Origin of the sequence: Psychrobacillus sp. L4, from assembly GCF_042944905.1 — a bacterium.
Lineage (GTDB): Bacteria > Bacillota > Bacilli > Bacillales_A > Planococcaceae > Psychrobacillus.
Map to the genome: position 1 here is coordinate 3613308 of NZ_CP168496.1, position 25061 is coordinate 3638368.

Genomic DNA, 25061 nt, shown 5'->3' on the forward strand with positions numbered 1-25061 from the left:
ATGTGCCGATGAAAGATTAGTAGTTATAAAAAAATCAATGAACGAAATAGAACATTCGTCGAAGTCAACAGAAAACTAGCACTATTTACACTCATTCAAATTGTGTTTGATTAGTATTGGCAGTTCTATTCTCGTTAGGAGAATTTACAAGTACAGTAAATATAGGGTTCGGGAGAGTGTAATACTTGGGAAGATTTTTGGCTATCCTTTCCCAAATTACTCCGTCTACAAAAACACTCGTCGTTCCAAGTGGTTGTGAGAATAAGCTATCGTAATATTCACTACTAACTGGTTTCGTAATTTTTTCAAAAGTTGGAGTAGGTAGTAGATAATCTTCGGGTAAATTATTTATCACTTTTCCCCACACTTCACAATCTATAAACATACTAGGAGTAGGGTAAGGGTTATTGAATAAGTTATCGTAAGAATCACCTCTCATAGATTTAAGAAGATTAATCGAATTGGGGTTGGGAATAATAAATTTATCAGGTAATGAATGCTTTATCTGATCCCAAGTTCTGTCCGAAACAAGTATGCATTCGTTCGTTTGTTTTACTGCGAACATCGAATCATATTTATCTGCAGGTATATACGATTCGTCTCCTTCCGGTATAGCTTTAGAGATCTTGGAGTACCTTACTTTTTTCCATGAACCCTTCCCTTTAGCGAACAAAGTGATAAATAAATGCTTAATGAATTTCATCAATTTGGACATTTTATTCACCATTCTTCCTCATCAAAATGGCTTCTTCATAGACTTCCCATAAATTTTTTATCCCTTGATCAATAGACCAGTGTGTCATTCCCCATTTTCTTGCATTGGATCCTAAACTTCTACGTAAATATTCATTATTTAATAATATAAGCAAATTTCTATACAATAAATCTGAATCTGCTGGAGGAGTTAGTATGCCTGTCACTTTATGCTCTACCATTTCAGGAAGCCCACCTACATTGCTGACTATACACGCCTTACCTGCTAGTTGAGCTTCTATAAGAGATAATGGTTGATTTTCTAACAAAGTTGGTAAAACGAATATATCTGATTTTCCTAATAGAGAAGGTACATCATCACGTTTCCCCAAGAAATGAACATAATCTTCTAAACCTAGATCTTTACTAATAATGCGTAGCTTTTCTTCTTCATCACCTGACCCGACAATCCAACACACCCAGTCTTGTCGCACTTTTTTTAGCTTACCAAGAGCTTCTAAGAGATATCGAACCCCTTTTAATTCGGTAAGCCTGCCTGTATAAATAATAACTTTTTTATCATTGGAAGTTAAAATAAGTGAATTTGTCATCATATTTTTTATAAAACTTTCTGTGTCAAATCCGTAATGGAGTATTTTTAATTGATCATTAGGCACATTAAAATCATTTATTAAAATTTCTTTTAACCAATTATTGGCTACAATTGTAATTTCAGAAGCTGTTGCTCCATTTCTTTCTAATTCTTCAAAATAAGCTTTTGCCATATAAGAATTTTCAGATTTATGAATTGTATCTAATTGGTGTTGTATCTCTCGTGCAATGGATCCATGTATAGTAGCTACTAATGTAACATTCCTTGGACGTACTCGATTAATACAAGCGGTTGAAATAACATCTTGTGTATGAATTAGGTCATATTTATCTAACCCAAAGTATGCTGCTCCTAATTCAAAAACATATCGCTGAAACTCCGTATATTCAATTAATTTGTGCTCATAGATTTCAGGATAACTTTCCTTATTCATTTTAGCTTGTAACAAAGGTAGCAATTTTTCTCGGTCAATTTTCTTATTCTGATTGACCATATGCACATTCAAGTTGTCCTCATCATAACCAAGCACATCCACTTCGTGTCCAAGCATCTCTAACTTATTTCTTAGTTGTCTCATATAACTCCATACTCCACCTAAATGAGGAATAGACCAGTATGTGGCTAACAATATTTTCAATATATACATCTCCCTGTTTTAATCGCATATCCTATGTTTATTTAAAGGTTGGAAATTTGACTAGGCGATTCTTTTAATTTTTGCGACGAGCTTGCACAGGAGCAAGGGAAGCGGCTTGATGTTTGCTCGACTTGCAAGCGTCCGCCTTCATCGGAAATTAACCTGTTCATCGCATCTCAATTCATATACATTCTTCTCTTTAAAAAAAGATAACTTCTATATGTCTATTTTCAATAATCTGACCAAAATTGGTATCTAGAGAAGTTACTAAGTAAAAAAGCTTTAAACTCTCTCTCAAAAAAACGGGAGTAACTTTTTATTTTTATAAATTAGGAATATAGCCTTTGTTTTCTATAATCTATCGCATTAACTATAAAACAGGTTGTTGATATGATCATGGATTAATCTACATTCTACACCTGTGAAATAGATTATAAGGAGGTGAAGAAAATGGAACTAACTGAACTTAAAGGAGAATATGATGCAATATTCAGTTTAGGGAATCTTTGCTTAACGTCTATTCAACTTAAAAAACATAACTTGAGACCTTATTCTGGCGTATTTGATTGGGTGGCAAGTCCATTCTTGTCAAATGTTAATTACCTTTTAAAAAATCGTTTCAAAGGTTTCTTAGATTATGAAAATTTAAGAATCATCGGTTATGCGGATAAGTGTATTTGTGTATCAGACGATGCGAATAATATTGTTTCCAATCATGATTTTGATGTAAATAATAATAGCCTTGAACATTTGGGGTCCTATTCTGAAGTAATGGAGAAATATGAAAGAAGAATTAAGAGATTTCTTAAAGAAGCGAAAAATGCTAACAGGATATTGTTTATTCGAACAGAAGGTACTCTTGAAGATGTTGCAGTGTTACAAGACGTATTGTCAAACCTTGTAAAGCATGATTTCAGTATATTATTAATCAATCACACATCGGTCCAAGGGTTAGTAGAAAAAAACTGGCCTTTAGAAAAAGTATGCTCAGTTGAATTTCCTAATTTAGATATGTGGGAAGGCAATCATTCTCTATGGGAAGAAGTGTTAAGTGGAATTAGTTATAAAAAAAGAAAGTTTTCTTTATTTAATTTAATTAAGAAATTATCTGGGAGGAAAAAAAGTGTTTACAAATTCAACGATACTAGTAACCGGAGGGACAGGCTCATGGGGAAATGAGTTAGTCAAACAACTGCTATCTATGCACCCTAAGAAAATTACGATATTTTCAAGAAATGAAAATAGACAAGTTGTCATGCGGAGAAACTTTCCAGATACAAGAATTCAATTCTGTATCGGCGATATAAGAGACAGAGATGCCGTCAGTACCGCATGCTCTGGGGTAGACTATGTATTTCACTTGGCCGCATTAAAGCATGTAACAATATGTGAAGAAAATCCTATAGAAGCGCTCAAGACAAATGTGTTGGGAACTTATAATGTCATCGAAGCTTCAATAGAAAACCATGTGAATAAAGTAATTTATGTATCTACTGACAAAGCAGCAGATCCAGCTAACACCTATGGCATGACAAAAGCGCTTGGTGAAAAATTAATGATTCATGCAAACAAAAAAAACACCACTACTAAGTTTCTATGTATTCGAGGCGGAAACGTGTTGGGAAGTAGCGGAAGTGTCCTGCCTTTATTTATGAAGCAAATAGAAGAGCAAAACCAAATCATTATCACAGATAGAAGAATGACGCGTTACTTCGTTACTCCTCAACATGCGATAAATACGCTTCTTCAAGCCGCTGAATTAGGGAATGGAGGAGAGGTTTTTGTCATGTATATGAATGCATGTAAAATTCTCGATCTGGCAGAAGTACTCATTGACTATTTCCAAAAGAAAGATGTGGATATTATTGAAATCGGGGCAAGAAATGGTGAAAAAATGCATGAAGTATTAATAGCTCAAAACGAAGAGTCTTTAGCAACTGTCTTTAACAATGATTTAATCCTCATTTCTTCCACTAATTCTAGCGAAGAAAAAACTCCATTACCTAAAGTTCTATTGGATACAAAGCAAAGGTTAATGACCAAAACAGAAATTAAAGAGTTATTAACTGAAGGTGGGTTTTTGAAGTAATAAACGAAACCTAGACAGCTTCATGTTGTCTAGGTTTTTTAAAATTATTCGCCTCATTATAATTTTTTATTACGTTTTATTTGTTGAGATAAAAATAAAAATACCCCAAGCAATACAAGAATACCACCTACGATTTGCCAACCAACCAGTCTTTCTCCTAGGAAGATAGCTGCTAAAATGGTTGCGCCTACTGGTTCACCTAAAATACTCATAGATATAGTCGTGGCATTCACATAATTCATCAACCAGTTATTTATAATATGGGAAATCGTTGGTATCACTGCTAGTAATACAAAAATACCCCATTCTTTTGAATCGTATCCCCCTAAGTTAACTTGAGTTGCTACATTATAGACAATCAATGCAATCGCAGCAAATCCAAAAACACAAAAACTATAAATCCAATGGGATACTTTTCTTACTACAGTTTGTCCAATTAGTAAATAACCTACCACAACAATCACACTTAGAAAGGAAAGAACATCCCCGATTATGGCATTTTTACTTAACCCAAAATCACCCCATCCAACCATGACCGCCCCAAAGACGGCTATACCCATCGTCATTAAGGCCGCTTTAGTAGTTCGTTCTTTAAACAAAATAGCCCCACCAATTAAAGAAACAATTGGCTGCAGTGCAAGTATAATGGTTGAACTAGCTACTGTCGTTAATTTCAATGAACCAAACCAAAGAGCAAAATGCAGTGCTAAAAATAATCCAGATAAGAATAACAAAAACCATTCTTTTCTAGCTATTTTTTTAAATTCGTTTCTTTTAAACCAAACGACAGGCACTAACAACAAGCATGCCAATACCATACGATACATACTTAAAATAGTTGCTGGTGCACTGGACCATTTCACAAAAATGGCCGCAAAAGATATAGCAACAATAGAAATAATTAATGGCAATACGATAGATTTAGATGTATTTCCTTGACTCACTTTTTTACCTCATTCTATTTAATTCTTTCTATTTATAATCACCTCTATAAATATAAAGGAAAACCAAGAGAATAAAAAGCTATTTTAATCAACGTCTTTGCCATTTTCTATATTTCTCCCATATTAGCTTTCCACCGGTTGATGCAAGTAAAATAGCTGACAACGCAATGCCTGTTAAGGCTGTAATGAGTGAAATCCACTCAAAAAAAGAATAATGCGTTACTTTTGACCAATCCGTTTTTCCTTTCCAGTCATCGATTGCTAAGTTCATACCATAGATCCCAGAGATTACTGTATAAACAGTTAACATAAATAACAACATATTTTGTCTTTTAATGGTTTGTTTTTCTTGCACACGAAAAAGATCGTCAACTGTTCTTTTCACTTCTTCAAACAAATAATTTATGTTAAATGTGTCACGTAATATATGTGTAAACTCTTTCCCTTCTGTTCGTGAAGATACCTCATTAAAATAGTATCCTGAATCAAACTTGGATATTAATGCGATAAGTTCCTCCACAAATACCTTATCCTTCGCCCAATTCACATCGCTATGTTCAAAGGATAGCTTAAAAAACATTATTTTATAATAATAATGTAGTAATAAGTTATAATAGTGAGTACTCATAAATTGGGATATTTCTCTCTTTAATTGTTCTTGTTTTTTGATAGAGACTGTCGTTTGTGTATGCTGAGAAGTAATTGTATATGTAAATGGTGCCCATCTATCATGAACTCGATTTTCTATATAACGTTCAATATATTCCTGATTTGTACTAGACATAAAAACTTGCCCTTCAGAATCTTTTCCGTCTAATTGTCCCATTCTGTATAATTGATCTTTTGTAATTGTTTGGTTCTCAGCGGCTATTAAGAACGCAGAAGTTAACATACGCTCATCTTCAAAGAAAGGCAGACTACCATAATACCCTTCCATTTTTTTGTTTTGTATTATAAAAGGCTTTAAAGGGTGGCATAGATAATCTAAAACGAGTTCACTCGTCGTACTAAATAACCTGTTCTGTTGAAAAGTTCTTCCGCCAATTTCTTCTTCTAATTTAGGTTGTAAGACCCGAAAATGACTCATAAAATCTAATACGTTTGTTAGAGTTTCTTGTGCTTCATCCATTTCTGTACGAATGGTTACAATACCAACATCAAAAGGACATAATATAATATCCACACTGTTTACTAAAAAGTGTATTTTAATGTCGTTCACTTCAAATAAAAACTGTTCTTTTATTTCCTTTGAGTAGCGTAAAAAACCCCTCTCTTTAGTAGAAGTTGGAAATAGTTTATCTTCAATAAATGGCAAAAAGAACTGGTCTAATTCTTTATGATTTATTTTAATACCCTCGCCATAATAGAGGTCTTGGAGATGCCCCTTTTTTAAATCAAAAAATTCGTACTCCGATTCTTCTAATCTTTTTATAAGATTAGGGCGCTCTTTTTCACGAAAAGAAAAAGGAAATAAATACGTCATATAAGCCTGAGTTATATCAAGTTTTTTTATTTCTGTTTTTTCCACGATATACACACCCTTTTTTACTTAAGTTTATTAGTTATACCTCCATGTTTAAATATCTAAACAAAATGCAGTTCTCCCACATAATCTCTATTAGGAAGAACTGCATTTAGCTAATGCTATTTTAAGTTGGTTTGGTTATTTTTTTGGTTGTTACGATTGGCATTACGGTTATTTTGGTTATTGTTTTTATTTTGTTCATTGGACTTTTGATTATTTGAATTTTCAAGGTTCAAGTCCTCACCGAACTCAGCTTGATTGTAATTATTAGGTTTATTATTAGTACGGTTATTGTTGTTACCCATGACTACTCACCTCCTCGACCATATTAGATTGGTCTTGAAAGAAAGAATTATACATATTTATTTACTCTGATTTTCCTTCCTTTGAAATCTTGTCTAAATCTACTTCTTCCGCAAACTCAGTTTGTAAATTAGTTTGTTGATAATAACCTCGTTTATGCTTAGGATTAGTAATTTGAGCTTCAAAAATATGTCCTTCCATAAATCGATGGAGATACAATTCCCCTATCATAAGAGTTAGAGCAGATATAAAGGAAGCTGTTTCTATAGCAATTGGCATTTCTAATGTATTGCCCGTCACCCAAATTACTGCTGTTGCAAGAAAGAAATCACCCATCGCGGCTAAAGTATTACCAACCCTAGGTAAAATAAACACATCGCCAACATACCCAATAATGGTTAATACTACACTAGTGATGAATACATCCCTAAAGTTAACTGCATAAAATATTCCTAATATAATCCCTAACACTGCTGTATTCATTATTAATTTTATAAGAAAAGATTTTATATACATTATCTTTTATCACCTTCCATTATTTCTCACTTTCTTGATTAACTGAATGAATGGTTTTTAAGGTTTGATCATTATTTACAGTTTGCTTAGCAAACCATTCATTTAGTTCGTTATAAGTCATCCCAGAGTTTGCATTTTGTCTTTTTACTTCATCAATATTTGTACCAACAATTGTGAATTTATCTTGGTTATTTCCCAATTATATTATCTCCTTTTTGTTGTTTAGGTTGACCTAATTAATATTGGTCATACATTTAATTTTTTTAATAAAATGACCAAAAACACAAATAAAAGCTACATAAAATATAATTTCGGTTGCTCTAGAATTCTATCTCGACGAATACTGCTTATTTTAATGAAAAACCAACGTTTAAACGCTCCACTAAAAGTTAAAAACTGTCATAGGGCAACTAATAGCAAGGTGAAAGCATCACATTATATGCTGATAGCAACCAATTTCTTGATAAAAGCTATCATTTTTATCTTGAAAGCAACCATTTCTCAATGTAACGAGTTTACTTTGTGTGAGACGGGAGCAAATGTCCATTAAGAAAATAACTGCGCAACTAAAATACATGAGATTTTATTATCTCTTCAAAAAATAAAAAAGCGAATAGAAATATTTTCTACTCGCTTTTTACTTATTATGCTAAACTTCCAGTGTACTTTAATTCCTCTAATGATAAATGATCTGCTTTACCATCTAAAATAGACTCCACATCCGTTAGTGTTTGAGACATGGATACCGCTTTTCCTGCTTGGCCTGTAAATGCCTCTGCAACAAAAAAGGCTTGCGTAAAGTAAGCTTCTAAACGTTCTCCACGTTCATAGTTTTCTGACTCCGCATTCGGAATTTTATTCATACCATGAACAACTACTATTGATCGTAATTCTCTATATCGGCGAAGCAATTTCTGCGCACGCTGCCTTAAATTGAAGTGACGTTGATCTAAATCAACACCTTCAATAATGGATGATGTAGAGTAAATCGGATGAATAGCTGGATATAAATGACGTGTAGATAGGTCTGCATCCAATTGCCAAATCGTTTCTAGAGGACCATAAGGCATATCTTCGTCCACTACTTCTCCGGAAAGATCTAACAGTATAGTCGTGATATTATCCATTCTTTCGGAAACTAATTTTTCTTGTAAGTCTAACAGCTCTCCAGAAACTATATAACTCTTATCCGTGATAAAAATAATATCCCCAGATAGCCCTGACAATTTTGCAAACGTTTCGTTAACCGACCTTGTCACGTAGTCCGCTAATTCTGTCGTTCCATCTAACTCACTATGTTCAGTTGTTGGCAATAAAAAGACTGTCGTATAATCACTTTTTTTAAAACGATGCATTAATTCAGCAAGAATAACCAGTTGACCCATTCCTGGACGAGCAACTAATCCAGTTGTACCTCCCTTTACTAGTGGTGCAAAGAAATCCAACGTTTTAATTTGCGTTTCAATCATATTCAACTTCTCCCCTCGTATGATTAATTCATCCACCGTACAATTTGCAAGCGTTGCAAGACCAACAAGGGTCTTTACTTCTGCTTTTCCTAAATCAATTTTCCCCGTACATAAATTAGATACTGTTGCAGGGCGAATCCCAATCGATTTAGCTGCAGTCGTTAAGTTTGGTACCTTTCTTCTCAGTAACGCTACGTTCAATCTAATTTCATCCATATCATTCACCCCTCCTTTACTTTTAATAGTAATTTATTTTACTTTTGAATGCAACAATTATTTATTTTTAGCGTAAAAATATTTACTCTGTAGAATATAAGAGCAAATAAAAAGCACGTGGTACATACACAATCTGGGATTATAGATGAAGCGAGTGCTCTATAATTCAATTATTTCTTTATTGTGCTGAGTGATTTATTTGATAAATACATCACTTTTTCATTAAATTACGTGGATACAATTCGAATCACCTTCATAAATAAACATAACTACTATCCTCTAGTTATAGCACAGAGAATCGTTGATGTTCATAGATAATTCCATAAAATCCATATAAAAAACTTCATTGTCAGACTAATTTATTAATGATATAGTTATTTTGTCCAGTATTCACTTATATTCGAAGTTCGAAATTGATAAAAAAGTAACAATGATTGCGAATGTTCACTCTAAACATAATGATTCATTTATGTAACTCTTCTCCTCATATAGCTTGACTTACTCAGGAAATTAGCAAATAGATTCAAAAATCAGTAATTTAAAGTAAACTTCGCTAGTCACTACATATCTAACTAGCTTCAAATAGTTCTTAATAAAAATTCGTTAGACCTTCTGTAGAGTTTGAAATTACATTAAATAATAGGTGGGTGTCATTAATGAAATGGATTAAAAATTTGAGAATCACAAAAAAGATGTTGCTTCTAACTTCCATTACAACTTTAAGTTTATTAGTTATCGGAGGTATTAGTCTTTGGCAAATATCCAAACTAAGTAATAACATAGAAAGTGTATATCACTGGAATGTAGTCCCAATTGAAATCGTTTCTAACATGAAATCGAGTCAGCAAAATATTAATGCTTCGGTTTTAGAGTTAATCATTTCTAAGGATAATACAAAAAAGCAGGAGTTACTTTCGAAGATAAATACAGAGCAACAAGAAATTGATCTATTTAGAGGACAATATAATGCGAATATCCCTGTAGTAATACACATGTTCGATACATTCGACGGTCTACGAAAAGATTATCAAAATCGATTAAATAATATCATTGAATTAACAAAACAAAATAAAAGCGCAGAAGCTTATGAAATTTACTTAAAACAATTAGAGCCAATTGCTATTCAATTAGTTGATGTAAATTCGCAACTTATTGAGTTCAATAGTAAATATGCAGAGGATTTCTATAAATCAAATAAAGATGAAGCTTTAGCTTCTAATATCTTACTAGTTTCCATTATCGCCGCAGCTATTTTATTATCTGTTTTAATTAGCTGGGTAATTACAAAGCTAATCATTCGTCCTGTCAATGAAATGAAATTATTGATGCTGGAAGCGGAAAATGGGGATTTAACTGTCCAGAGCAAATATCAATCGAAAGATGAAATAGGTGTTCTTGCTCTCTCATTTAATGAGATGGTGTTTCATTTAAAAGAATTGATTAAAAAGGTACGTGAATCTTCTGAGCAAGTTGCTGCTTCTTCAGAGGAGCTTATGGCAAGTGCAGAGCAAACAAATCATGCTGCTGAGCATATTGCAGAGTCTAGTATGGAATTAGCAAAGGGATCTGACAGTTCTTTGAAAGAAACAGAAGATGCTTCTCTATCTGTAAAAGAAATGGAAACTAATATTATGAATATTTCAGAGTCAATTTCCAATGTCTCTAGCAATTCTAAAGTAACTTCTTTAGAATCAGAAAAAGGAAATGAAGCAATTAAAAATACGATTCTACAAATGAACACTGTAAATGAATCCGTTCTTCGTTCTGCTAATATTATTAAATCATTAGGAGTTCGTTCAGGAGAAATCGAAAAAATCGTGGGAGTTATATCGGATATATCGGAACAAACAAATTTATTGGCGCTTAATGCAGCAATTGAGGCCGCACGTGCTGGTGAACACGGTAAAGGATTTGCTGTAGTAGCAGATGAAGTTAGAAAATTAGCAGAAGAATCGAGAAAGTCAGCTGATCATATCACTTCCTTAATCCGCGATATTCAAGGAAACACTAATAGCGCTGTGAGTTCAATGGAAAAATGTACGGAAGATGTAGAAACAGGCATGGTGTTGGTCAATAATACAGGTGAATCATTCGAAAAAATTTATCATTCAGCTAGTGAAGTTTCTAAGCAAATGGATGAAGTGTCTACTTCAATTGGAAGTATTACCGAGAATGCGAAATCACTGGCATTTCATATTAAGGAAGTATCGAACAACGCAGAAGAAGCTGTTCTAAACACGCAAAACGTCGCTTCAAGTGCGGAGGAACAACTAGCTACAATGGAGGAAATATCTGCATCCTCTGATAACCTGGCAAATATGGCCGAGGAACTACAAAAAATGGTTATCTCATTTAAGGTAACAAAAGACTAGTACAGTTGAAAAAGGAACATTAAAATCCTAAATTACTCGTACCTGAAATAAAACTCGAGACATCTTGATTTATTTAAAACGAACTCCTAATCCAATTGGATGGGAGTTCGTTTTTTATAGATTCCTTATAATAATATCTGATTTTTTGAGAGGGTCTACTTCTAGTAGATAGTATTCCTCTCCTTTCCAATACCTTTGTTCATATTTTTTCAATCGTTCATTCATATCTCCTATGTATGCATCCCTTTGTAAAACCCTTGCGTTCCGAATATCCCTTGGACAATCCAAATAAATCATATAATCAAAAAAACTTTTCCATTCTTTTCTTTGGAGGAAAATCCCTTCAATTAAAATGATCGAGCATTGTCCTATGTTAATGCTCTTAGAATAGGATTGATCTTTATCGAAATCATAAAATGGTAGATGAAGATGATTTGATTTTTGATGAACTGCTTCAAAAAGGTTTTCTTTTATACATTGCACATCCCATTGTAATGCATAGTATTCATACCATTCAGGATGACCCGTGTTATACCTCCTCTCACGTTCTACTATTAAATGATCGATATGGATAACTATAACTTGAAACCCTTCATTCATTAGCTCTTCCTTTATCTTTTCAGATAATGTCGTTTTACCTGAACCACTTAATCCATCCATACCGATAATATACGGCCGATCTATTTTTTCTAGTTTTTTAATTTCCTCTATTACGTTTGGGAGAATCTGCATAAGGTATTAACCACTACTTTCTTTTATCAAATTAGTAATGCACTTAATGACAATACTCGGGTCTTCTAAGTGTATTGAATGCCCTGTTTTAGTCTGAATATGTTCTGTCTTGTTCGTTAATTTGGATAGAAGCATTTGCCGTTTCTTCCATTGCTCCGAATTATTCTCGGCACTTATTACCTTAATAGATAAGTCATCACGTAGTGGTTCTGCTTCCATTAATTGTTTTGCAGAAATGGAACTATCTCTATATTCTCTGTACATGGACTTATATGCACCTAAAGTATATCCGATATATTTTAAGTGTTGGGCGTACTCCTTCGCTAAAAATTTCCTTCCAATTTTCTGTTTTAAAATCCTCGGCAACCCCATTAATGAAGTTGCATAACCAAACGTGACAAGCCTTTGAAATTTTTTGTTTTGATTACTAGTAATATATTGATTTTCATGAACTGCATCTACTAATACTATGCCTGCAACATCATCTGGGTACATACTGGCAAACAATCTCATGGAAAGTCCTCCAAATGAATGACCAACCAATATGTAAGGAGGTTGGATATTAAGCTTCTTTAATACTTCATTTAGTTCTTCCACACTATCAAGTGATGTAAGTGAATTCCTCTTCGTTCGACTCCAACCGTAATCTCCTCTATCGTAGGAAATAACTTTTGCAAAATTTGAAATCTCTGGTTGAACGTAACACCAATCAATAGATACAGAACCTAAGCCCGCTTCTAAAATAACAATAACTTTCCCCTCACCTGTTACAATAGCGTGTATATCCGAATACTTTGTTTCTATAAGTTGCCCTGGTGGAGCAATTTTGTTTAGTTGATTCATTGCTAAATTCCAAATTGTTAGTGGAAATGCAACTACACCTAAAATACTCCTTATAAACGTCGCTTTCATTTGTTTCTCCATTCGTTTAATTAGTAGTCTTTAAAGTCGATATTATTGATTCGTTTTTAGCTTTTTTTTAAAAAGTATTTTGTACAAACTCTTTTCCACCATGATGATTGTACCAGCCTAAAACTCGATTCACATGCTCACTATCATTTCTAATATTTGACTCTATCCTCACGTAATCTTCGTAACTATCATATTCCCATATTGCAAAAATCTCGATTTTATCATCGTCTGCACCTAACATCCATCTTCCAACGAATCGGGAACCATTTTTTAGTTGATTTGGTAGATTTATTTCATTGAAAAGCTCATTAAATGTAGCCACAAATTCTTTTTTCATGATATATGATTTTCTTCTAAAGAACATACACAGCTACCTCCCAATAATTAAGATCTATTCCAAATGGCTTGCTTTACATGATTAATTGCTTTTTGACTAGAATCAATCAATGACTGATCTCCTTTTGCTAGTCTTAGCTTCATTGCTTCTTGAAAGTAATCCAACGCTATGTCCATTTGCCCTAATTCTAAAAGGCATTTCCCTTTATGTTGGTAAGCAAAATCTAAGAACATTGAATTCGTATTAGACATACACGCATCAATCACTTGTTCAAACTTCTTAAGTGCTTCTTCTGGTTGCCCATCATATTTTAATGCCTCTCCTAGACGAATTAAATTACTTATTTGTTTATTTTCGAAGCTTAATTTAAGTGCCTTTTCGAGTCTTTCGATTGCCAAATGAGTATTTCCTAATCCCCACTTTTCTATTTTAAATATACTAGCTCTACATCTTATCAATTCGCCAATTGTTTATTATTCCCTTTTTTAAATATTGTATTATAATTAGATTTATCTAACTAAGAGGAGTGATCTAAATGAAAAACTTATTAATGGTGAATGAAAAGTAATTGGCATACGCCACCTCTTTTCAGTCCAATATGCATTTTTTAAACTATGAAATGAAAAGAGGAATTTGATGTTTTATCAAGATCAAGAGATAATGATTCGACCAATTCAACTTGAAGATTTACCTAGACTATGGGAATTAGCTTTTAAGGATGAATCTCCTGAATGGAAAAAATGGGACGCACCTTACTATGAGCATAAAGCGATACCATATGACGTATTTATGGAAAAGGCGGAATCATACGTTGCACGAGATAATTTCTGGGCAATTGAAGTGGCTGGTATAATCTGCGGAATTGTTTCATACTATTGGGAACATGAACCTTCCAAATGGCTTGAAGTGGGAATTGTATTTCATGAAGCACCGAGCTGGGGAATAGGTTTAGGAACACGGGCTTTAAAACTGTGGATAGAGCATTTGTTTAATACAATGCCACTCGTTCGTGTTGGATATACGACATGGTCTGGTAATGATCGTATGATTCGTGTTGGTGAAAAGCTAGGAATGACCATGGAAGCACGTCTACGAAAAGTACGTTTTTATAATGGTAATTACTATGATTCGATTCGGATGGGTATTTTGCGTGAAGAGTGGGAAATGTTAAAAGCCTAATAGGAAAACTAATTCACAATAAACACTTGACAGTATTTAGAATTGGGTGTAAATTCACTATTATAAGTTAAAGCGATGAAGAGAAAAAGTAAAATGGTAGGATTTCTTTGAAGAGAGCTTCGGTAGCTGAAAAGAAGCAGAAAAACTCCGTTTGAACAATGGCCTCTGAGCTCTACATTGAACACGCAAATTATTTGCGCTTGAGATGTAAGCGGGATTTGGTACCCGTTATCAATACCACAGTTTAGAATTCATTTGGATAGAATTCTGTACTTGCTGAGGTTGCTTATGTAAGTAAGTGACGAATAAAGGTGGTAACACGAGTATAAAATCTCGTCCTTTTCAATCTAAATGATTGATGAGGGCGGGATTTTTTTATTTCTTCCCTCATTAAGCAAAAACCAAAAAACAATAGGAGAGTGTTTAACATGACAGAAGGTTTATTAGTTTTACAATCAGATTTTGGTATTAGCGACGGTGCTGTTAGTGCAATGCATGGAGTGGCAAATTCTGTTCAACGCGGCTTGCCTATTTTCGATTTAACACATCAAATTCCACAATATAATATTTGGGAAGCCTCTTATCGATTATTACAAACGATTAATTATTGGCCCGAGCAAACAGTTTTTGTATCGATCGTGGATCCGGGTGTTGGTTCTGACCGGAAAAGTGTTGTAGTTAAAACGGAGAAGAACCAATATATCGTAACACCAGACAATGGAACGTTAACTCATGTAAATAAATTCATCGGTATTAAGGAAATCCGCGAAATTGACGAAGCAGTAAATAGACTACCAAACTCTGGAGAATCACATACTTTCCACGGTCGAGATATTTATGCTTATACAGGTGCCCGACTTGCATCTGGTTCTATTCAGTTCGAGGAGGTTGGACCATCCCTTCCCTTATCATCCATTATCGAATTTCCGTTAAAGGATTCGAAGTTCGAAAATGAAGGATTTACCGGTATTGTCGATATTATCGATCGTCCGTTTGGCAATCTATGGACAAATATTAGCCGAGCACAATTTAAACAATTGGATGCGGATTACGGAGAGTCATTCCAAGTCTCCATATCGACAAATGGTCGCACGATTTATGAAAACATATTGGCATTCGGACGCTCGTTTGCAGCTACTAATGTCGGAGAGCCTCTTTTATATGTAAATTCTCTAGACAATATTGCTATCGCCATTAACCAGCGGTCCTTTTCTGAAACTTATGGCATTGGTACTGGTGTGAACTGGGAAGTAAAAATTCGTAAAGCACCTCAAGTTGTATATAACTAATTTGTGATAACTGTTAAAATAAATATAAAAAGTAAGGGAGAATGATGAATGAAAAAGTCTATTTTTACAACGAAAACAATCGTTGCCATTGGTATTGGCGCAGCTGTGTTTCTTATTTTAGCTAAATTTGTGGCGATTCCTACCGGGATCCCAAATACGACAATTCAAACTGCTTATGCATTTTTAGCACTTATTGCTGTTCTTTTTGGACCTATTGCAGGTTTGTTTGTCGGGTTAATCGGTCATGCATTGAATGATTTGACTTCATACGGTTCTGTTTGGTGGAGTTGGGTAATTACTTCGGCATTTGTTGGGCTTGGTATTGGTATATTCTATAAATATTTTTCGGTTGAAGATGGCGAATTTGGACTTAAAAAAATTATCATGTTTAACTTAGTTCAAATAGTAGTTCAAGCAATTGCTTGGTTCTTAATCGCGCCGGGACTTGATATATTAATTTACGCCGAACCTGCAAATAAAGTATTTACACAAGGTATTGCAGCAGGTATTTGGAATATCGGAACCGTTGCCGTACTCGGAACAATTTTGTTAACTGCTTACGCAAAAACAAGAACGAAAAAAGGAAGTCTAAGCTACGAGGATTAAATAAGTTAGGAGATTTACATGAAAAAACCAGTTATCGAGTTTAAAGATTTCAGCTTTCAATATGATAGCCAATCGAAACCTACGCTCCACAATATAAATTTAACGATTCATGAAGGGGAAAAAGTTTGCATAGTCGGCCCTTCTGGTTCTGGAAAAAGCACGCTCGTTCATTGTTTGAACGGGCTTGTTCCTTTTGCATACAAAGGAGAAATATCAGGCAGCCTTAAGATTAATGAAAAAGAGACACGTGACCTCGACCTCTATTCTATTTCACAAACAGTCGGTACTGTCCTTCAGGATACAGATGGGCAGTTTATCGGGCTGACAGTTGCTGAAGATATTTCTTTCTCATTAGAAAATAACGCCGTTCCTCTTGGAGAGATGAAAGACCATGTCCAAAACGCAGCTGAACTTGTCCATATGTCTTCCCATTTGAATGCACGGATCCATGAATTATCAGGTGGTCAAAAACAACGAGTAGCGTTAGCTGGTGTTCTTGTAAATGATATTGAAGTCGTATTATTCGATGAACCACTAGCAAACCTTGACCCTGCTTCTGGAAAAAAGACGATGGCATTAATCGACAACCTTCAAAAAGAGTCGAATAAAACCATAATTATTGTGGAACACCGGTTTGAGGATGTATTATCGCAGCCATTGGATCGTATTATTTTGATGAATCACGGGCGTATCATTGCAGACGTTAAACCAAATGAAGTGCTTGCCGGACCTCTATTGGCAGAAAACTGGATTCGCGAGCCACTCTACATTAAAGCATTAAAATATGCAGGCTGTGAGCTAACAAAAGAGATGGCATTAACCAACGTAGAAGAGTTAGTAAAAGAAGCATTTCAAGAAAAATTAGCCATTTGGCATGCGAGTGACCATTCTACAACCCAAAAAGTTCTTGAAACAGAATCTGTATTATCTCTAGAAAATATAAGTTTTCACTATCCTAATAAAGCAAATATCATAAAAAACGTTTCATTTAAATTACATAAAGGTGAAATGATTAGTCTTGTCGGTGCAAATGGTGCAGGTAAATCGACTCTTTCCTCACTTATTTGTGGATTTGAAAAACCAAATGAAGGAATCATTCATTTCGGAAACATCAACGCTAAAAAGGACTCCATAAAAGAACGTGCACAGCGAGTAGGATTTGTACTACAAAATCCAAATCATATGTTTTCAAAGCAAATTGTATTTGAAGAAGTGGCATTTGGCCTAGCTCAAAAAAATGTTTCAGAGGCTGAAATTAAAATACGAGTAGAAGATACACTGAAGGTTTGCGGTCTATATCCATTTAGAAATTGGCCTATTTCTGCTCTTAGCTACGGTCAGAAAAAACGATTGTCTATAGCAACAATCTTAGTGATGGAACCTGCTATTATGTTGCTGGATGAACCGACTGCTGGTCAAGACTATAAGCATACAACGGAATTAATGACGTTTTTAGAGGAACTTACTAAGAATGGAATAGCTATTATTCTCATTACACATGATATGCATTTAATGACCGAGTATACAAATCGTGCAATTGTATTATCTAGTGGGGAGATTTTAGCGGACGATTCACCGGCTCATATTTTATCGAACCCTGAGCTTATTAAAGAAGCAAATTTAAAAGAGTCTTCATTATATGAACTCGCTAAACATTTTAACATCTCGGAACCTTCACATTTTGTTGAGCAATTCATTCAATATGATCGGGAGGTGCGCACCAGTGAACAGCGAACTACTGAGCTATATTGAGCGAGATTCGATCGTTCACCGTTTAACGGGGGCAACAAAACTAATTTGTTTTCTCCTTTGGTCGTCTGCTGTGATGTTTACATATGATACTCGGTTTCTGCTGTTCATATTGTTTGCCAGTTTCGTTCTATTTTACGTATCGAAGATTAAAATGAAAGAAATTAGCTTTGTACTTGCATTCATTTTATTTTTCTTATTGCTAAACAATATTGCAATTTATTTGTTTGCACCTCAGCATGGAACAGTGATCTATGGAACTTCTCATCCTATTACCGGTTCAATTGGACGCTATTCAATTACATTAGAGCAGCTTTTTTATCAATTAAATATTACACTGAAATATTTTGCAGTCATCCCACCTGCGTTACTATTCCTTGTGACGACACATCCGAGTGAATTCGCCGCATCTTTAAACCGTGTAGGTGTAAGTTATCGCCTCGCCTATTCGGTATCAATTGCCTTACGGTATATTCCGGATATCCAGCGTGACTTCAAAACGATTGCACGGTCGAAGCAAGCACGAGGTGTAGATATGTCTCGAAATGAGAAATTGAGGAAACGAATTAAGAATGCTAGCTCCATTATTATGCCACTGATTTTTTCAAGTTTGGACCGAATCGAAATAGTTAGTAATACCATGGACTTACGTGGCTTCGGAAAATTTAAAAAACGAACATGGTATAGCTACAAAGAATTTAAAACGCGAGACTTTATCGCTATTTTTATTACTTTTCTATTATTTGCATTAATGATTTTGTTCATGTTCATAAATAGTGGCCGTTTTTATAATCCATTTGTTTAATACGTAATAGGTGCTTATGGATTTTGTTACTCTCTGTATAAAATAATCCCTCTCTGAAAAACAGAGAGGGATTATTTTATACAATTAGGCTTTTACAGGTTGAGTAGATAATGATTTCGCTATCGCAGTTACTTTTTCAAGACCTTCTGCAATAATTTGTTCTGCTTTGTCTGGCATTGCATTGTGACCTTCGATAATTACTTCTTCAATTGACATTCCGAATACGCCTCCAAATACATTGCGCATATAAGTTGCAGCCATTTCCATAGGTGCTGTTTCTGGAGTAGAGTAAATTCCACCACGTGCACTCAAGATAATCGCTTTTTTCTCAGGCATTAAACTAATTAATTGACCTTCTGGACTATATTTAAATGCATAACCTGCTTGATACGTATAATCAACAAATGTTTGTAATGCTGCTGGGATTGTTAAGTTCCAAAGTGGGAAAGCGAAAACTACTACATCAGCAGCTGTTAAAGCATCCATTGCTTTTTGTTTAGTAGCTAAAATACGTTGCTCAACATCTGATAATTCCTCTCCGTTTTGCATTTTTCCAAATGCATTGAACAAATCTTGACCGAAGTATGGCATATCTTCTGCAAACACGTCGAAAGTTGTTACGTTAAGGTCCTGTGCATTCTTTACTTCTTCCATAAATATTTCATACATTTTGCTTGATATAGCTTCTGTCGCTGGACGGTTATTTGCTTTTACTACTAATATATTCATTATATATTCCTCCAAATTGTTTACTAAAGTTGGGTTTTCTTAACCATTCAGTATCTTACCATATGAATTAATTCAAGTTCTACTTATTTGTCTCGAAGTCGAACTATTTGTTAAACCTAGTTAGCTAGCAAACTACAAATGTGAATGAATAAAGCTGTTTAACTAGGACTTTTCCTTAGTTAAACAGCTTTTTTTGCTATATAAGAAAATACTATTAGGAAATCGGATAATACTTCATATTCGCTAAAATTTGCTCATATTGTAGAAACTCTTTTAAATTGCTTAGTTCCTCAGTCCTTTTTAACGTAGATAAGGCACTCTCAATTAAAAACTTTCTTGGTTCTTTATTATTCATTATTTCCTCTTGAATAAAATACAACAAGTTTAAATAGGTTGTCATTTTTTGTTCCTCAATACCTAACCCCTTCTCAATCACCTTTTTTAAGTTTAATGTGGAAACTGAAAATTCGTTGTTAAAAAAATCATTATAATCCGATTGAGGCAATAGTGTATTTAACTTTTCGGATTCGAATAAGTGAACACCTTCTGTACTAATATCTTCTAAAATAGTAATTACTCGATCCATTGTATAATCAACAATTTGCTTCACCTTAATCGTTGTTTTTAAAGCGTGGCTCGTATATAAAATATTTTGCATAATACCTGTAAAAATAATCGCACAATCCATCAAATAAATTTCTTTATCGCGAGGGAAAATATCTATAAAACGCTCATATATCCAATGTAAAAAAATAAATTTAAACTGCTTTATGTATTTTATAAGCTCTGGATCGCTTGATACTATCACATCATCGATCAATTGATTTAGCTTGTTTCTTTTATTTAATTCCATCATTAAACTGATCTGCTCTCTGAAAATATTCATGTCATGAATATTTTCCCCAATAAGCAGCTTGTCCCGTTCCATTTGTAGGTTTTCCTGGATTAGATTAAACACAGCTTTAAACAGTTCACTTTTAGAAGAGAAATAATTATAAAAAGATCCTTTTGAAATACCGCTATGATTTAAAATATCTTGAATGGACGTAGCATGATAGCCTTTTTCAATAAATAATTCATACGCTTTATCTATGACATTCCTTTTTTTCTTATTCATTGCTTGTACTCCTTTAGAGATTAATCATTCTAACCATTATAACACAACTTAATTATACCACTAGTATACTTTTATACTATCAGTATATTTTTATTGCAAATTAATTTTCAAAGGTGTATTATAAATTTTGTCAAACTAAAGGTTCATAAATGAACTATTAGTATACAAGAATAAAAGGAGAATACTATATGCCTGAAAAACAAACAAAACCTCCATATGGTTTGTTAGCAATACTAATGACTGGAGCTTTCGTAGCTCTATTAAGTAATACACTTTTGAATGTCGCTTTACCTGCCATTATGAAAGAATTTGATGTCAGTGCTTCAACGGTACAATGGTTGTCGACTGGTTACATGTTAGTGAATGGAATTATAATTCCTACAACTGCATTCTTAATTAAAAAAAATACAGCAAGACGCTTGTTCTTAACTGCTATGGGATTATTCATAGTTGGTACATTAATCGGTGGGTTTGCACCAAACTTCCCAGTTTTATTAGCTGCTCGTATGATACAAGGCTCTGGAGCAGCATTAATCATGCCGCTATTAATGACTGTACTATTTACTAGTTTCCCTCCTGAAAAACGTGGTTCTGCTATGGGAATGTTCGGGATTGTAATGATTTTCGCACCTGCTATAGGACCAACACTATCCGGTTGGGTTATTCAACACTATGATTGGTCTGTGTTGTTCTTAATGATGATCCCAGTTATGATTCTAGTGTGGATTTTAGGATTCTTTAAATTAAAAGATAAAAAAGAGAAAAGCAATGATAAAATTGATGCACTATCAGTGGTTTTATCAGCTTTGAGCTTCGGTGGTATTTTATATGGATTTAGTACAGCTGGGAATAATGGCTGGTCTACTCCTAGTGTTTACTTAACAATTATCGTCGGAGTGCTCTCATTAGTTACATTAATCCTTCGACAATTCAAACTTAGCGAGCCAATGTTAGATTTTAGAGTGTATAAGTATCCAATGTTTGCTCTATCTTCTGCCATTTCAGTTACATTAAGTATAGCAATGTTCTCAGCTATGCTGTTAATGCCAATTTACCTTCAAAATATTCGTGGTATTTCTCCGATGGATTCTGGTTTACTGATGTTACCAGGAGCTCTAATAATGGGGATTATGATGCCAATAACAGGAAGAATCTTCGACAAATTTGGTCCTAAAATATTGGCATATGTAGGTTTAGCAATAGTGATTGTTACAACATACTTATTTAGCCAGTTAACAGATTCAACAGGTTATACTCATTTAGTTGTTATTTATTCGATCCGTATGCTTGGTATTTCTATGGTTATGATGCCAATTATGACAAACGGTTTAAATCAAATACCGCCAGCTCTAACACCACACGGTACAGCTATGAACAGTACCATTCAACAAGTTTCTGGAGCTATCGGGGCTAGCTTACTTGTAACGATTATGTCGAATCGCACGACAACACATGTACAAGAAATGATGACCGAAGCCACAGCTAAGTTAACGACTGCTCCTACAGGAGAAGCCTTACAACAATTGCAACAACATGTGGGAATGGAAGCGATGATTTCAGGAATTAACGATTCATTTTTAGTTTCTACTGGTATTGCTGTTGTCGCGTTTATTCTATCCTTGTTCCTTAAGCGAACAACTGGTGGAAAATCTGCTGCGAAAGCGGCAAAAGAATCACCTGTTGAGCAGGTATAAAAACTAACTATAATAAAAGGTTGTCTTTAAGTAGTTTCGCTACTTAAAGACAACCTTTTTTGGTTAGTTGGAAGAACACTTTATCTATTCTTCAAATAGTTGTTGCTGGTCTTTTAAAGCATTTTTACGTAAAAAACAATATTTCACTTTTTTCATTTGATTAAAAAAAGGATAACCTTCATCTAATAACGAATTAGATTAGTAAGGGAGGAATTTGATGACACATCTTATAACCGATCATCTTGGGAGAAAAATGCAGATTCCCACCCCACCAAAACGGATCATTTCGATTTGTCCTGCAATTACGGAAACACTCTTCGCTCTAGGTCTTGAGAACGAAATAGTAGGTCGAACGAAATATTGTATTTTCCCAAAAGGAATTGTAGAGAACGTGCCTATAGTGGGGGGCACAAAAGAAGTAAATTTGGAAAAAATACGTGCGCTGCAGCCAGATCTCATTTTAGCTGAAAAAGAAGAAAACACGGAAGGCATCGTGCGTGCACTCGAAAAAATTGCCCCGGTTTTCGTTATGGAAGTTCAGTCCATACAGAATGCTTACCGATTTATACAAACACTTGGAGAACTGACGAATAAGGAACAAGCTGCAGAAATGCTCATTACTTCCTGCAAATCATCCTTCGCTTCAATTCAGCATAAGCAATATAGAAAAGCTGCATATGTTATTTGGCGAAAACCATATATGGTCGTTGGAGGAACTACTTATATAAATGATGTATTACTTAAACTAGGTTTCCATAATCCTTTTGAAAAAGAAGATTCTAGATATCCTGCGGTTACAAAAGAGGAACTAGCAAACGCCACCCTAGATGTACTTTTGCTCGCTTCCGAACCATTTCCTTTCCAAGAAAAACATGTGGCAGAATTTCAAGCATTTCTTCCTAACACAAAGATCATATTAGTAGACGGTGAAATGTTTTGGTATGGGTCTAAAATGATAACATCCGGACCATATTTAGAAAATCTAATTAAAAATATTTAGAGAATTATAGTAGGTCTTTCTTTGAATTTACTAATCTAAGGAAAATGTACCATTTTAAGCGGTTTCTTTTCTGTTTGATGGTAAAATAGAAGATAGACAAATTTGCGTAAAAGGAGACTTTTCCATGAACATTACAGTTAATTATTCAGGAGATTACAGCCAACTAATTACATCTGAATTGGAAAGTAAATTAAAAGCTATTCACAATGGAATCCATACTAAATCTGCAGAAGGTGCTGAATATTTAGGGTGGGTAGATTGGCCAAGCACTATCAATCAGGAGTTTGTGCAAGATTTAAAGGAAACCGCAAAACACATTCGATCTACTTCGGATGTGCTAGTTGTTATTGGTATAGGGGGCTCCTATCTAGGTTCGAAAGCAGTCATTGAGGCTCTTTCTACACCATTCCAAAAACAAACTGACTTAGAAGTTATCTTTGCTGGCCATTTAGTAAGTGGCGAATACTTAAAGGAACTTATTACATATTTAGACAATAAAGAAGTCACATTGAATATCATTTCAAAATCAGGAACAACCACAGAACCTGCCATTGCGTTCCGCTTTTTACAGCAGTACATGGAAAAAAGGTATGGTGATCAAGCTACATCTCGTATACTCGTTACAACCGATGAAGAAAAAGGATCGTTACGATCACTTGCTATCGAAAAAGGCTATCGACGCTTTGTAGTGCCCAATAATATCGGAGGACGATACTCTGTTTTCACGGCAGTTGGTTTGTTACCTATTGCAGCAGCAGGTTATGATATCGAAAAACTAATTAATGGGGCAAAAATAGCAGAGCAGGAATTTGGGGTACTTGATACAACTTCAAATAGTGCTATTCAATATGCAGTTATTCGAAATCATTTGTACAATGCAGGATTCCCAGTCGAAATCATGGCAGCGTTTGATGGAAAGTTAACGTATGTACAGGAATGGTGGAAGCAATTATTTGGAGAAAGTGAAGGAAAAGAAGGGAAAGGAATTTTCCCAGCATCCGTCCTTTATTCTACCGACTTACATTCCTTAGGTCAGTACATCCAAGATGGAAAACGCATGTTATTCGAATCTTTTTTAATGGTGAAAAGTGTCGCTAATGACTTGACGGTTTTTGAAGCAGAAAATAACGGGGATGAACTGAACTATCTGAGTGGTCTATCTCTTCATGAATTTAATATGGCATGTCATGAAGCAACCGCAACTGCTCACCTGGATGGAGGCGTGCCTCAACTCACAATTACGATGGAACAACTAGATGAACAGCATATTGGCCACCTTTTATATTTCTATATGATGGCCTGTGCATATAGTGCTTACCTACTCGACATCAACCCATTCAATCAACCGGGCGTGGAAGACTACAAGACTAACATCTTTAAAATCCTAAAAAAGCCTGGTTACTAAAGAAAAAAACGTTTTGTCCTTGGACAAAACGTTTTTTTATATTTTATAAATTCTCGCTTCGTAAGGTGCTAGATCGAGTGTAGTCATTTCTTCATGCTCGTTAACCTTTAAGTTTGAAAGCAGTAAATTC

General features: G+C 34.5%; 24 protein-coding genes, 1 pseudogene and 1 other annotated feature. Of the genes and pseudogenes, 11 read left to right on the forward strand and 14 right to left on the reverse strand.

The window, feature by feature from the left end; genetic code table 11:
* Positions 1-91 precede the first annotated feature (91 nt).
* A complete protein-coding gene (locus ACEPXG_RS17455) occupies positions 92-727 on the reverse strand; it encodes a hypothetical protein (RefSeq protein ID WP_391205237.1) in 636 nt (211 codons plus the stop codon).
* A complete protein-coding gene (locus ACEPXG_RS17460) occupies positions 717-1952 on the reverse strand; it encodes a glycosyltransferase family 4 protein (protein ID WP_391205239.1) in 1236 nt (411 codons plus the stop codon). The genes ACEPXG_RS17455 and ACEPXG_RS17460 overlap by 11 nt, the downstream gene beginning before the upstream one ends.
* 441 nt (positions 1953-2393) lie before the next feature.
* Here ACEPXG_RS17460 and ACEPXG_RS17465 point away from each other — a divergent pair, with 441 nt between their 5' ends.
* Positions 2394-3122 carry a DUF1796 family putative cysteine peptidase gene (locus tag ACEPXG_RS17465; protein WP_391205242.1) on the forward strand — a complete coding sequence of 243 codons (729 nt, stop codon included), beginning with the start codon at positions 2394-2396 and terminating at the stop codon, positions 3120-3122.
* Positions 3067-4032: a polysaccharide biosynthesis protein gene (locus tag ACEPXG_RS17470; RefSeq protein ID WP_391205245.1), complete on the forward strand. Its 966-nt coding sequence runs from the start codon at positions 3067-3069 to the stop codon at positions 4030-4032. Before ACEPXG_RS17465 ends, ACEPXG_RS17470 begins: the two co-directional genes overlap by 56 nt.
* A 56-nt stretch (positions 4033-4088) precedes the next feature.
* Here ACEPXG_RS17470 and ACEPXG_RS17475 read toward each other — a convergent pair whose 3' ends face one another.
* The 6 genes and pseudogenes from ACEPXG_RS17475 to ACEPXG_RS17500 all read right to left on the reverse strand — a co-directional run bounded on the left by ACEPXG_RS17475 (position 4089) and on the right by ACEPXG_RS17500 (position 9005).
* On the reverse strand, positions 4089-4976 hold the full coding sequence (locus ACEPXG_RS17475; protein WP_391205248.1) for a DMT family transporter: 888 nt from the start codon (positions 4974-4976) through the stop codon (positions 4089-4091).
* Positions 4977-5064: 88 nt separating this feature from the next.
* A complete protein-coding gene (locus ACEPXG_RS17480; protein ID WP_391205251.1) occupies positions 5065-6504 on the reverse strand; it encodes a hypothetical protein in 1440 nt (479 codons plus the stop codon).
* A 116-nt stretch (positions 6505-6620) separates the two neighbouring features.
* On the reverse strand, positions 6621-6806 hold the full coding sequence (locus ACEPXG_RS17485; protein ID WP_151701563.1) for a histidinol-phosphatase: 186 nt from the start codon (positions 6804-6806) through the stop codon (positions 6621-6623).
* A gap of 61 nt (positions 6807-6867) precedes the next feature.
* Positions 6868-7320 (reverse strand): YndM family protein, encoded by a 453-nt coding sequence (locus ACEPXG_RS17490; protein WP_391205253.1) that lies wholly within the window; start codon positions 7318-7320, stop codon positions 6868-6870.
* A gap of 82 nt (positions 7321-7402) precedes the next feature.
* Positions 7403-7519 (reverse strand): annotated as a pseudogene (locus tag ACEPXG_RS17495) (gamma-type small acid-soluble spore protein); the annotation flags it as partial.
* A 445-nt stretch (positions 7520-7964) separates the two neighbouring features.
* The gene (locus ACEPXG_RS17500; RefSeq protein ID WP_391205256.1) at positions 7965-9005 is read right to left on the reverse strand and encodes a hypothetical protein; all 1041 of its coding nucleotides are present in this window, start codon (positions 9003-9005) and stop codon (positions 7965-7967) included.
* 656 nt (positions 9006-9661) lie between these two features.
* Here ACEPXG_RS17500 and ACEPXG_RS17505 point away from each other — a divergent pair.
* Positions 9662-11377 (forward strand): methyl-accepting chemotaxis protein, encoded by a 1716-nt coding sequence (locus tag ACEPXG_RS17505; RefSeq protein WP_391205259.1) that lies wholly within the window; start codon positions 9662-9664, stop codon positions 11375-11377.
* Positions 11378-11491: 114 nt separating this feature from the next.
* Here ACEPXG_RS17505 and ACEPXG_RS17510 read toward each other — a convergent pair whose 3' ends face one another.
* From ACEPXG_RS17510 to ACEPXG_RS17525, 4 genes are all read right to left on the reverse strand, one after another.
* Entirely contained in the window at positions 11492-12109 is a 618-nt protein-coding gene (locus ACEPXG_RS17510) for a kinase (RefSeq protein ID WP_391205262.1), read from the reverse strand.
* Positions 12110-12115: 6 nt separating this feature from the next.
* Positions 12116-13021, reverse strand: a complete 906-nt coding sequence (locus ACEPXG_RS17515; RefSeq protein ID WP_391205265.1) for an alpha/beta hydrolase — start codon at positions 13019-13021, stop codon at positions 12116-12118.
* Between the two features lie 67 nt (positions 13022-13088).
* On the reverse strand, positions 13089-13385 hold the full coding sequence (locus tag ACEPXG_RS17520; RefSeq protein WP_391205268.1) for a cytoplasmic protein: 297 nt from the start codon (positions 13383-13385) through the stop codon (positions 13089-13091).
* Positions 13386-13405: 20 nt separating this feature from the next.
* On the reverse strand, positions 13406-13756 hold the full coding sequence (locus tag ACEPXG_RS17525) for a tetratricopeptide repeat protein (protein WP_391205271.1): 351 nt from the start codon (positions 13754-13756) through the stop codon (positions 13406-13408).
* Positions 13757-13994: 238 nt separating this feature from the next.
* Here ACEPXG_RS17525 and ACEPXG_RS17530 point away from each other — a divergent pair, with 238 nt between their 5' ends.
* From ACEPXG_RS17530 to ACEPXG_RS17550, 5 genes are all read left to right on the forward strand, one after another.
* Complete coding sequence (locus ACEPXG_RS17530; protein WP_391205274.1) at positions 13995-14537, forward strand: GNAT family N-acetyltransferase; 543 nt, start codon at positions 13995-13997, stop codon at positions 14535-14537.
* 66 nt (positions 14538-14603) lie between these two features.
* Positions 14604-14881, forward strand: a binding site (T-box leader).
* A gap of 84 nt (positions 14882-14965) precedes the next feature.
* Positions 14966-15826 carry an S-adenosyl-l-methionine hydroxide adenosyltransferase family protein gene (locus tag ACEPXG_RS17535; protein WP_391205277.1) on the forward strand — a complete coding sequence of 287 codons (861 nt, stop codon included), beginning with the start codon at positions 14966-14968 and terminating at the stop codon, positions 15824-15826.
* Positions 15827-15874: 48 nt separating this feature from the next.
* On the forward strand, positions 15875-16432 hold the full coding sequence (locus tag ACEPXG_RS17540; RefSeq protein ID WP_391205280.1) for an ECF-type riboflavin transporter substrate-binding protein: 558 nt from the start codon (positions 15875-15877) through the stop codon (positions 16430-16432).
* Between the two features lie 18 nt (positions 16433-16450).
* Positions 16451-18184 (forward strand): ABC transporter ATP-binding protein, encoded by a 1734-nt coding sequence (locus ACEPXG_RS17545; protein WP_391205283.1) that lies wholly within the window; start codon positions 16451-16453, stop codon positions 18182-18184.
* Complete coding sequence (locus tag ACEPXG_RS17550) at positions 18156-18986, forward strand: energy-coupling factor transporter transmembrane component T family protein (protein ID WP_391205286.1); 831 nt, start codon at positions 18156-18158, stop codon at positions 18984-18986. The genes ACEPXG_RS17545 and ACEPXG_RS17550 overlap by 29 nt, the downstream gene beginning before the upstream one ends.
* An 84-nt stretch (positions 18987-19070) precedes the next feature.
* On the opposite strand, the gene ACEPXG_RS17555 is transcribed toward ACEPXG_RS17550, so the two are convergent.
* Positions 19071-19715 (reverse strand): FMN-dependent NADH-azoreductase, encoded by a 645-nt coding sequence (locus tag ACEPXG_RS17555; RefSeq protein ID WP_391205289.1) that lies wholly within the window; start codon positions 19713-19715, stop codon positions 19071-19073.
* A gap of 214 nt (positions 19716-19929) precedes the next feature.
* Complete coding sequence (locus ACEPXG_RS17560; protein ID WP_391205292.1) at positions 19930-20832, reverse strand: TetR/AcrR family transcriptional regulator; 903 nt, start codon at positions 20830-20832, stop codon at positions 19930-19932.
* Positions 20833-21020: 188 nt separating this feature from the next.
* Between ACEPXG_RS17560 and ACEPXG_RS17565 the strand changes: the two genes are divergently transcribed.
* The 3 genes from ACEPXG_RS17565 (at position 21021) to ACEPXG_RS17575 (ending at position 24931) form a co-directional block, all read left to right on the forward strand.
* Positions 21021-22526: a DHA2 family efflux MFS transporter permease subunit gene (locus tag ACEPXG_RS17565; protein WP_391205295.1), complete on the forward strand. Its 1506-nt coding sequence runs from the start codon at positions 21021-21023 to the stop codon at positions 22524-22526.
* A 217-nt stretch (positions 22527-22743) separates the two neighbouring features.
* A complete protein-coding gene (locus tag ACEPXG_RS17570; RefSeq protein ID WP_391205298.1) occupies positions 22744-23526 on the forward strand; it encodes an ABC transporter substrate-binding protein in 783 nt (260 codons plus the stop codon).
* A gap of 124 nt (positions 23527-23650) precedes the next feature.
* Entirely contained in the window at positions 23651-24931 is a 1281-nt protein-coding gene (locus tag ACEPXG_RS17575; protein ID WP_391205300.1) for a glucose-6-phosphate isomerase, read from the forward strand.
* Positions 24932-25061 lie beyond the last annotated feature (130 nt).

Bases quoted from the DNA above. Each gene is read 5' to 3' on its own strand.
- ACEPXG_RS17455 (WP_391205237.1), bottom strand. From the start codon at position 727: ATGGTGAATAAAATGTCCAAATTGATGAAATTCATTAAGCATTTATTT.
- ACEPXG_RS17460 (WP_391205239.1), bottom strand. From the start codon at position 1,952: ATGTATATATTGAAAATATTGTTAGCCACATACTGGTCTATTCCTCAT.
- ACEPXG_RS17465 (WP_391205242.1), top strand. From the start codon at position 2,394: ATGGAACTAACTGAACTTAAAGGAGAATATGATGCAATATTCAGTTTA.
- ACEPXG_RS17485 (WP_151701563.1), bottom strand. From the start codon at position 6,806: ATGGGTAACAACAATAACCGTACTAATAATAAACCTAATAATTACAAT.
- ACEPXG_RS17490 (WP_391205253.1), bottom strand. From the start codon at position 7,320: ATGTATATAAAATCTTTTCTTATAAAATTAATAATGAATACAGCAGTG.
- ACEPXG_RS17500 (WP_391205256.1), bottom strand. From the start codon at position 9,005: ATGGATGAAATTAGATTGAACGTAGCGTTACTGAGAAGAAAGGTACCA.
- ACEPXG_RS17505 (WP_391205259.1), top strand. From the start codon at position 9,662: ATGAAATGGATTAAAAATTTGAGAATCACAAAAAAGATGTTGCTTCTA.
- ACEPXG_RS17510 (WP_391205262.1), bottom strand. From the start codon at position 12,109: ATGCAGATTCTCCCAAACGTAATAGAGGAAATTAAAAAACTAGAAAAA.
- ACEPXG_RS17515 (WP_391205265.1), bottom strand. From the start codon at position 13,021: ATGAAAGCGACGTTTATAAGGAGTATTTTAGGTGTAGTTGCATTTCCA.
- ACEPXG_RS17520 (WP_391205268.1), bottom strand. From the start codon at position 13,385: ATGTTCTTTAGAAGAAAATCATATATCATGAAAAAAGAATTTGTGGCT.
- ACEPXG_RS17530 (WP_391205274.1), top strand. From the start codon at position 13,995: ATGTTTTATCAAGATCAAGAGATAATGATTCGACCAATTCAACTTGAA.
- ACEPXG_RS17535 (WP_391205277.1), top strand. From the start codon at position 14,966: ATGACAGAAGGTTTATTAGTTTTACAATCAGATTTTGGTATTAGCGAC.
- ACEPXG_RS17540 (WP_391205280.1), top strand. From the start codon at position 15,875: ATGAAAAAGTCTATTTTTACAACGAAAACAATCGTTGCCATTGGTATT.
- ACEPXG_RS17545 (WP_391205283.1), top strand. From the start codon at position 16,451: ATGAAAAAACCAGTTATCGAGTTTAAAGATTTCAGCTTTCAATATGAT.
- ACEPXG_RS17555 (WP_391205289.1), bottom strand. From the start codon at position 19,715: ATGAATATATTAGTAGTAAAAGCAAATAACCGTCCAGCGACAGAAGCT.
- ACEPXG_RS17560 (WP_391205292.1), bottom strand. From the start codon at position 20,832: ATGAATAAGAAAAAAAGGAATGTCATAGATAAAGCGTATGAATTATTT.
- ACEPXG_RS17565 (WP_391205295.1), top strand. From the start codon at position 21,021: ATGCCTGAAAAACAAACAAAACCTCCATATGGTTTGTTAGCAATACTA.
- ACEPXG_RS17570 (WP_391205298.1), top strand. From the start codon at position 22,744: ATGACACATCTTATAACCGATCATCTTGGGAGAAAAATGCAGATTCCC.
- ACEPXG_RS17575 (WP_391205300.1), top strand. From the start codon at position 23,651: ATGAACATTACAGTTAATTATTCAGGAGATTACAGCCAACTAATTACA.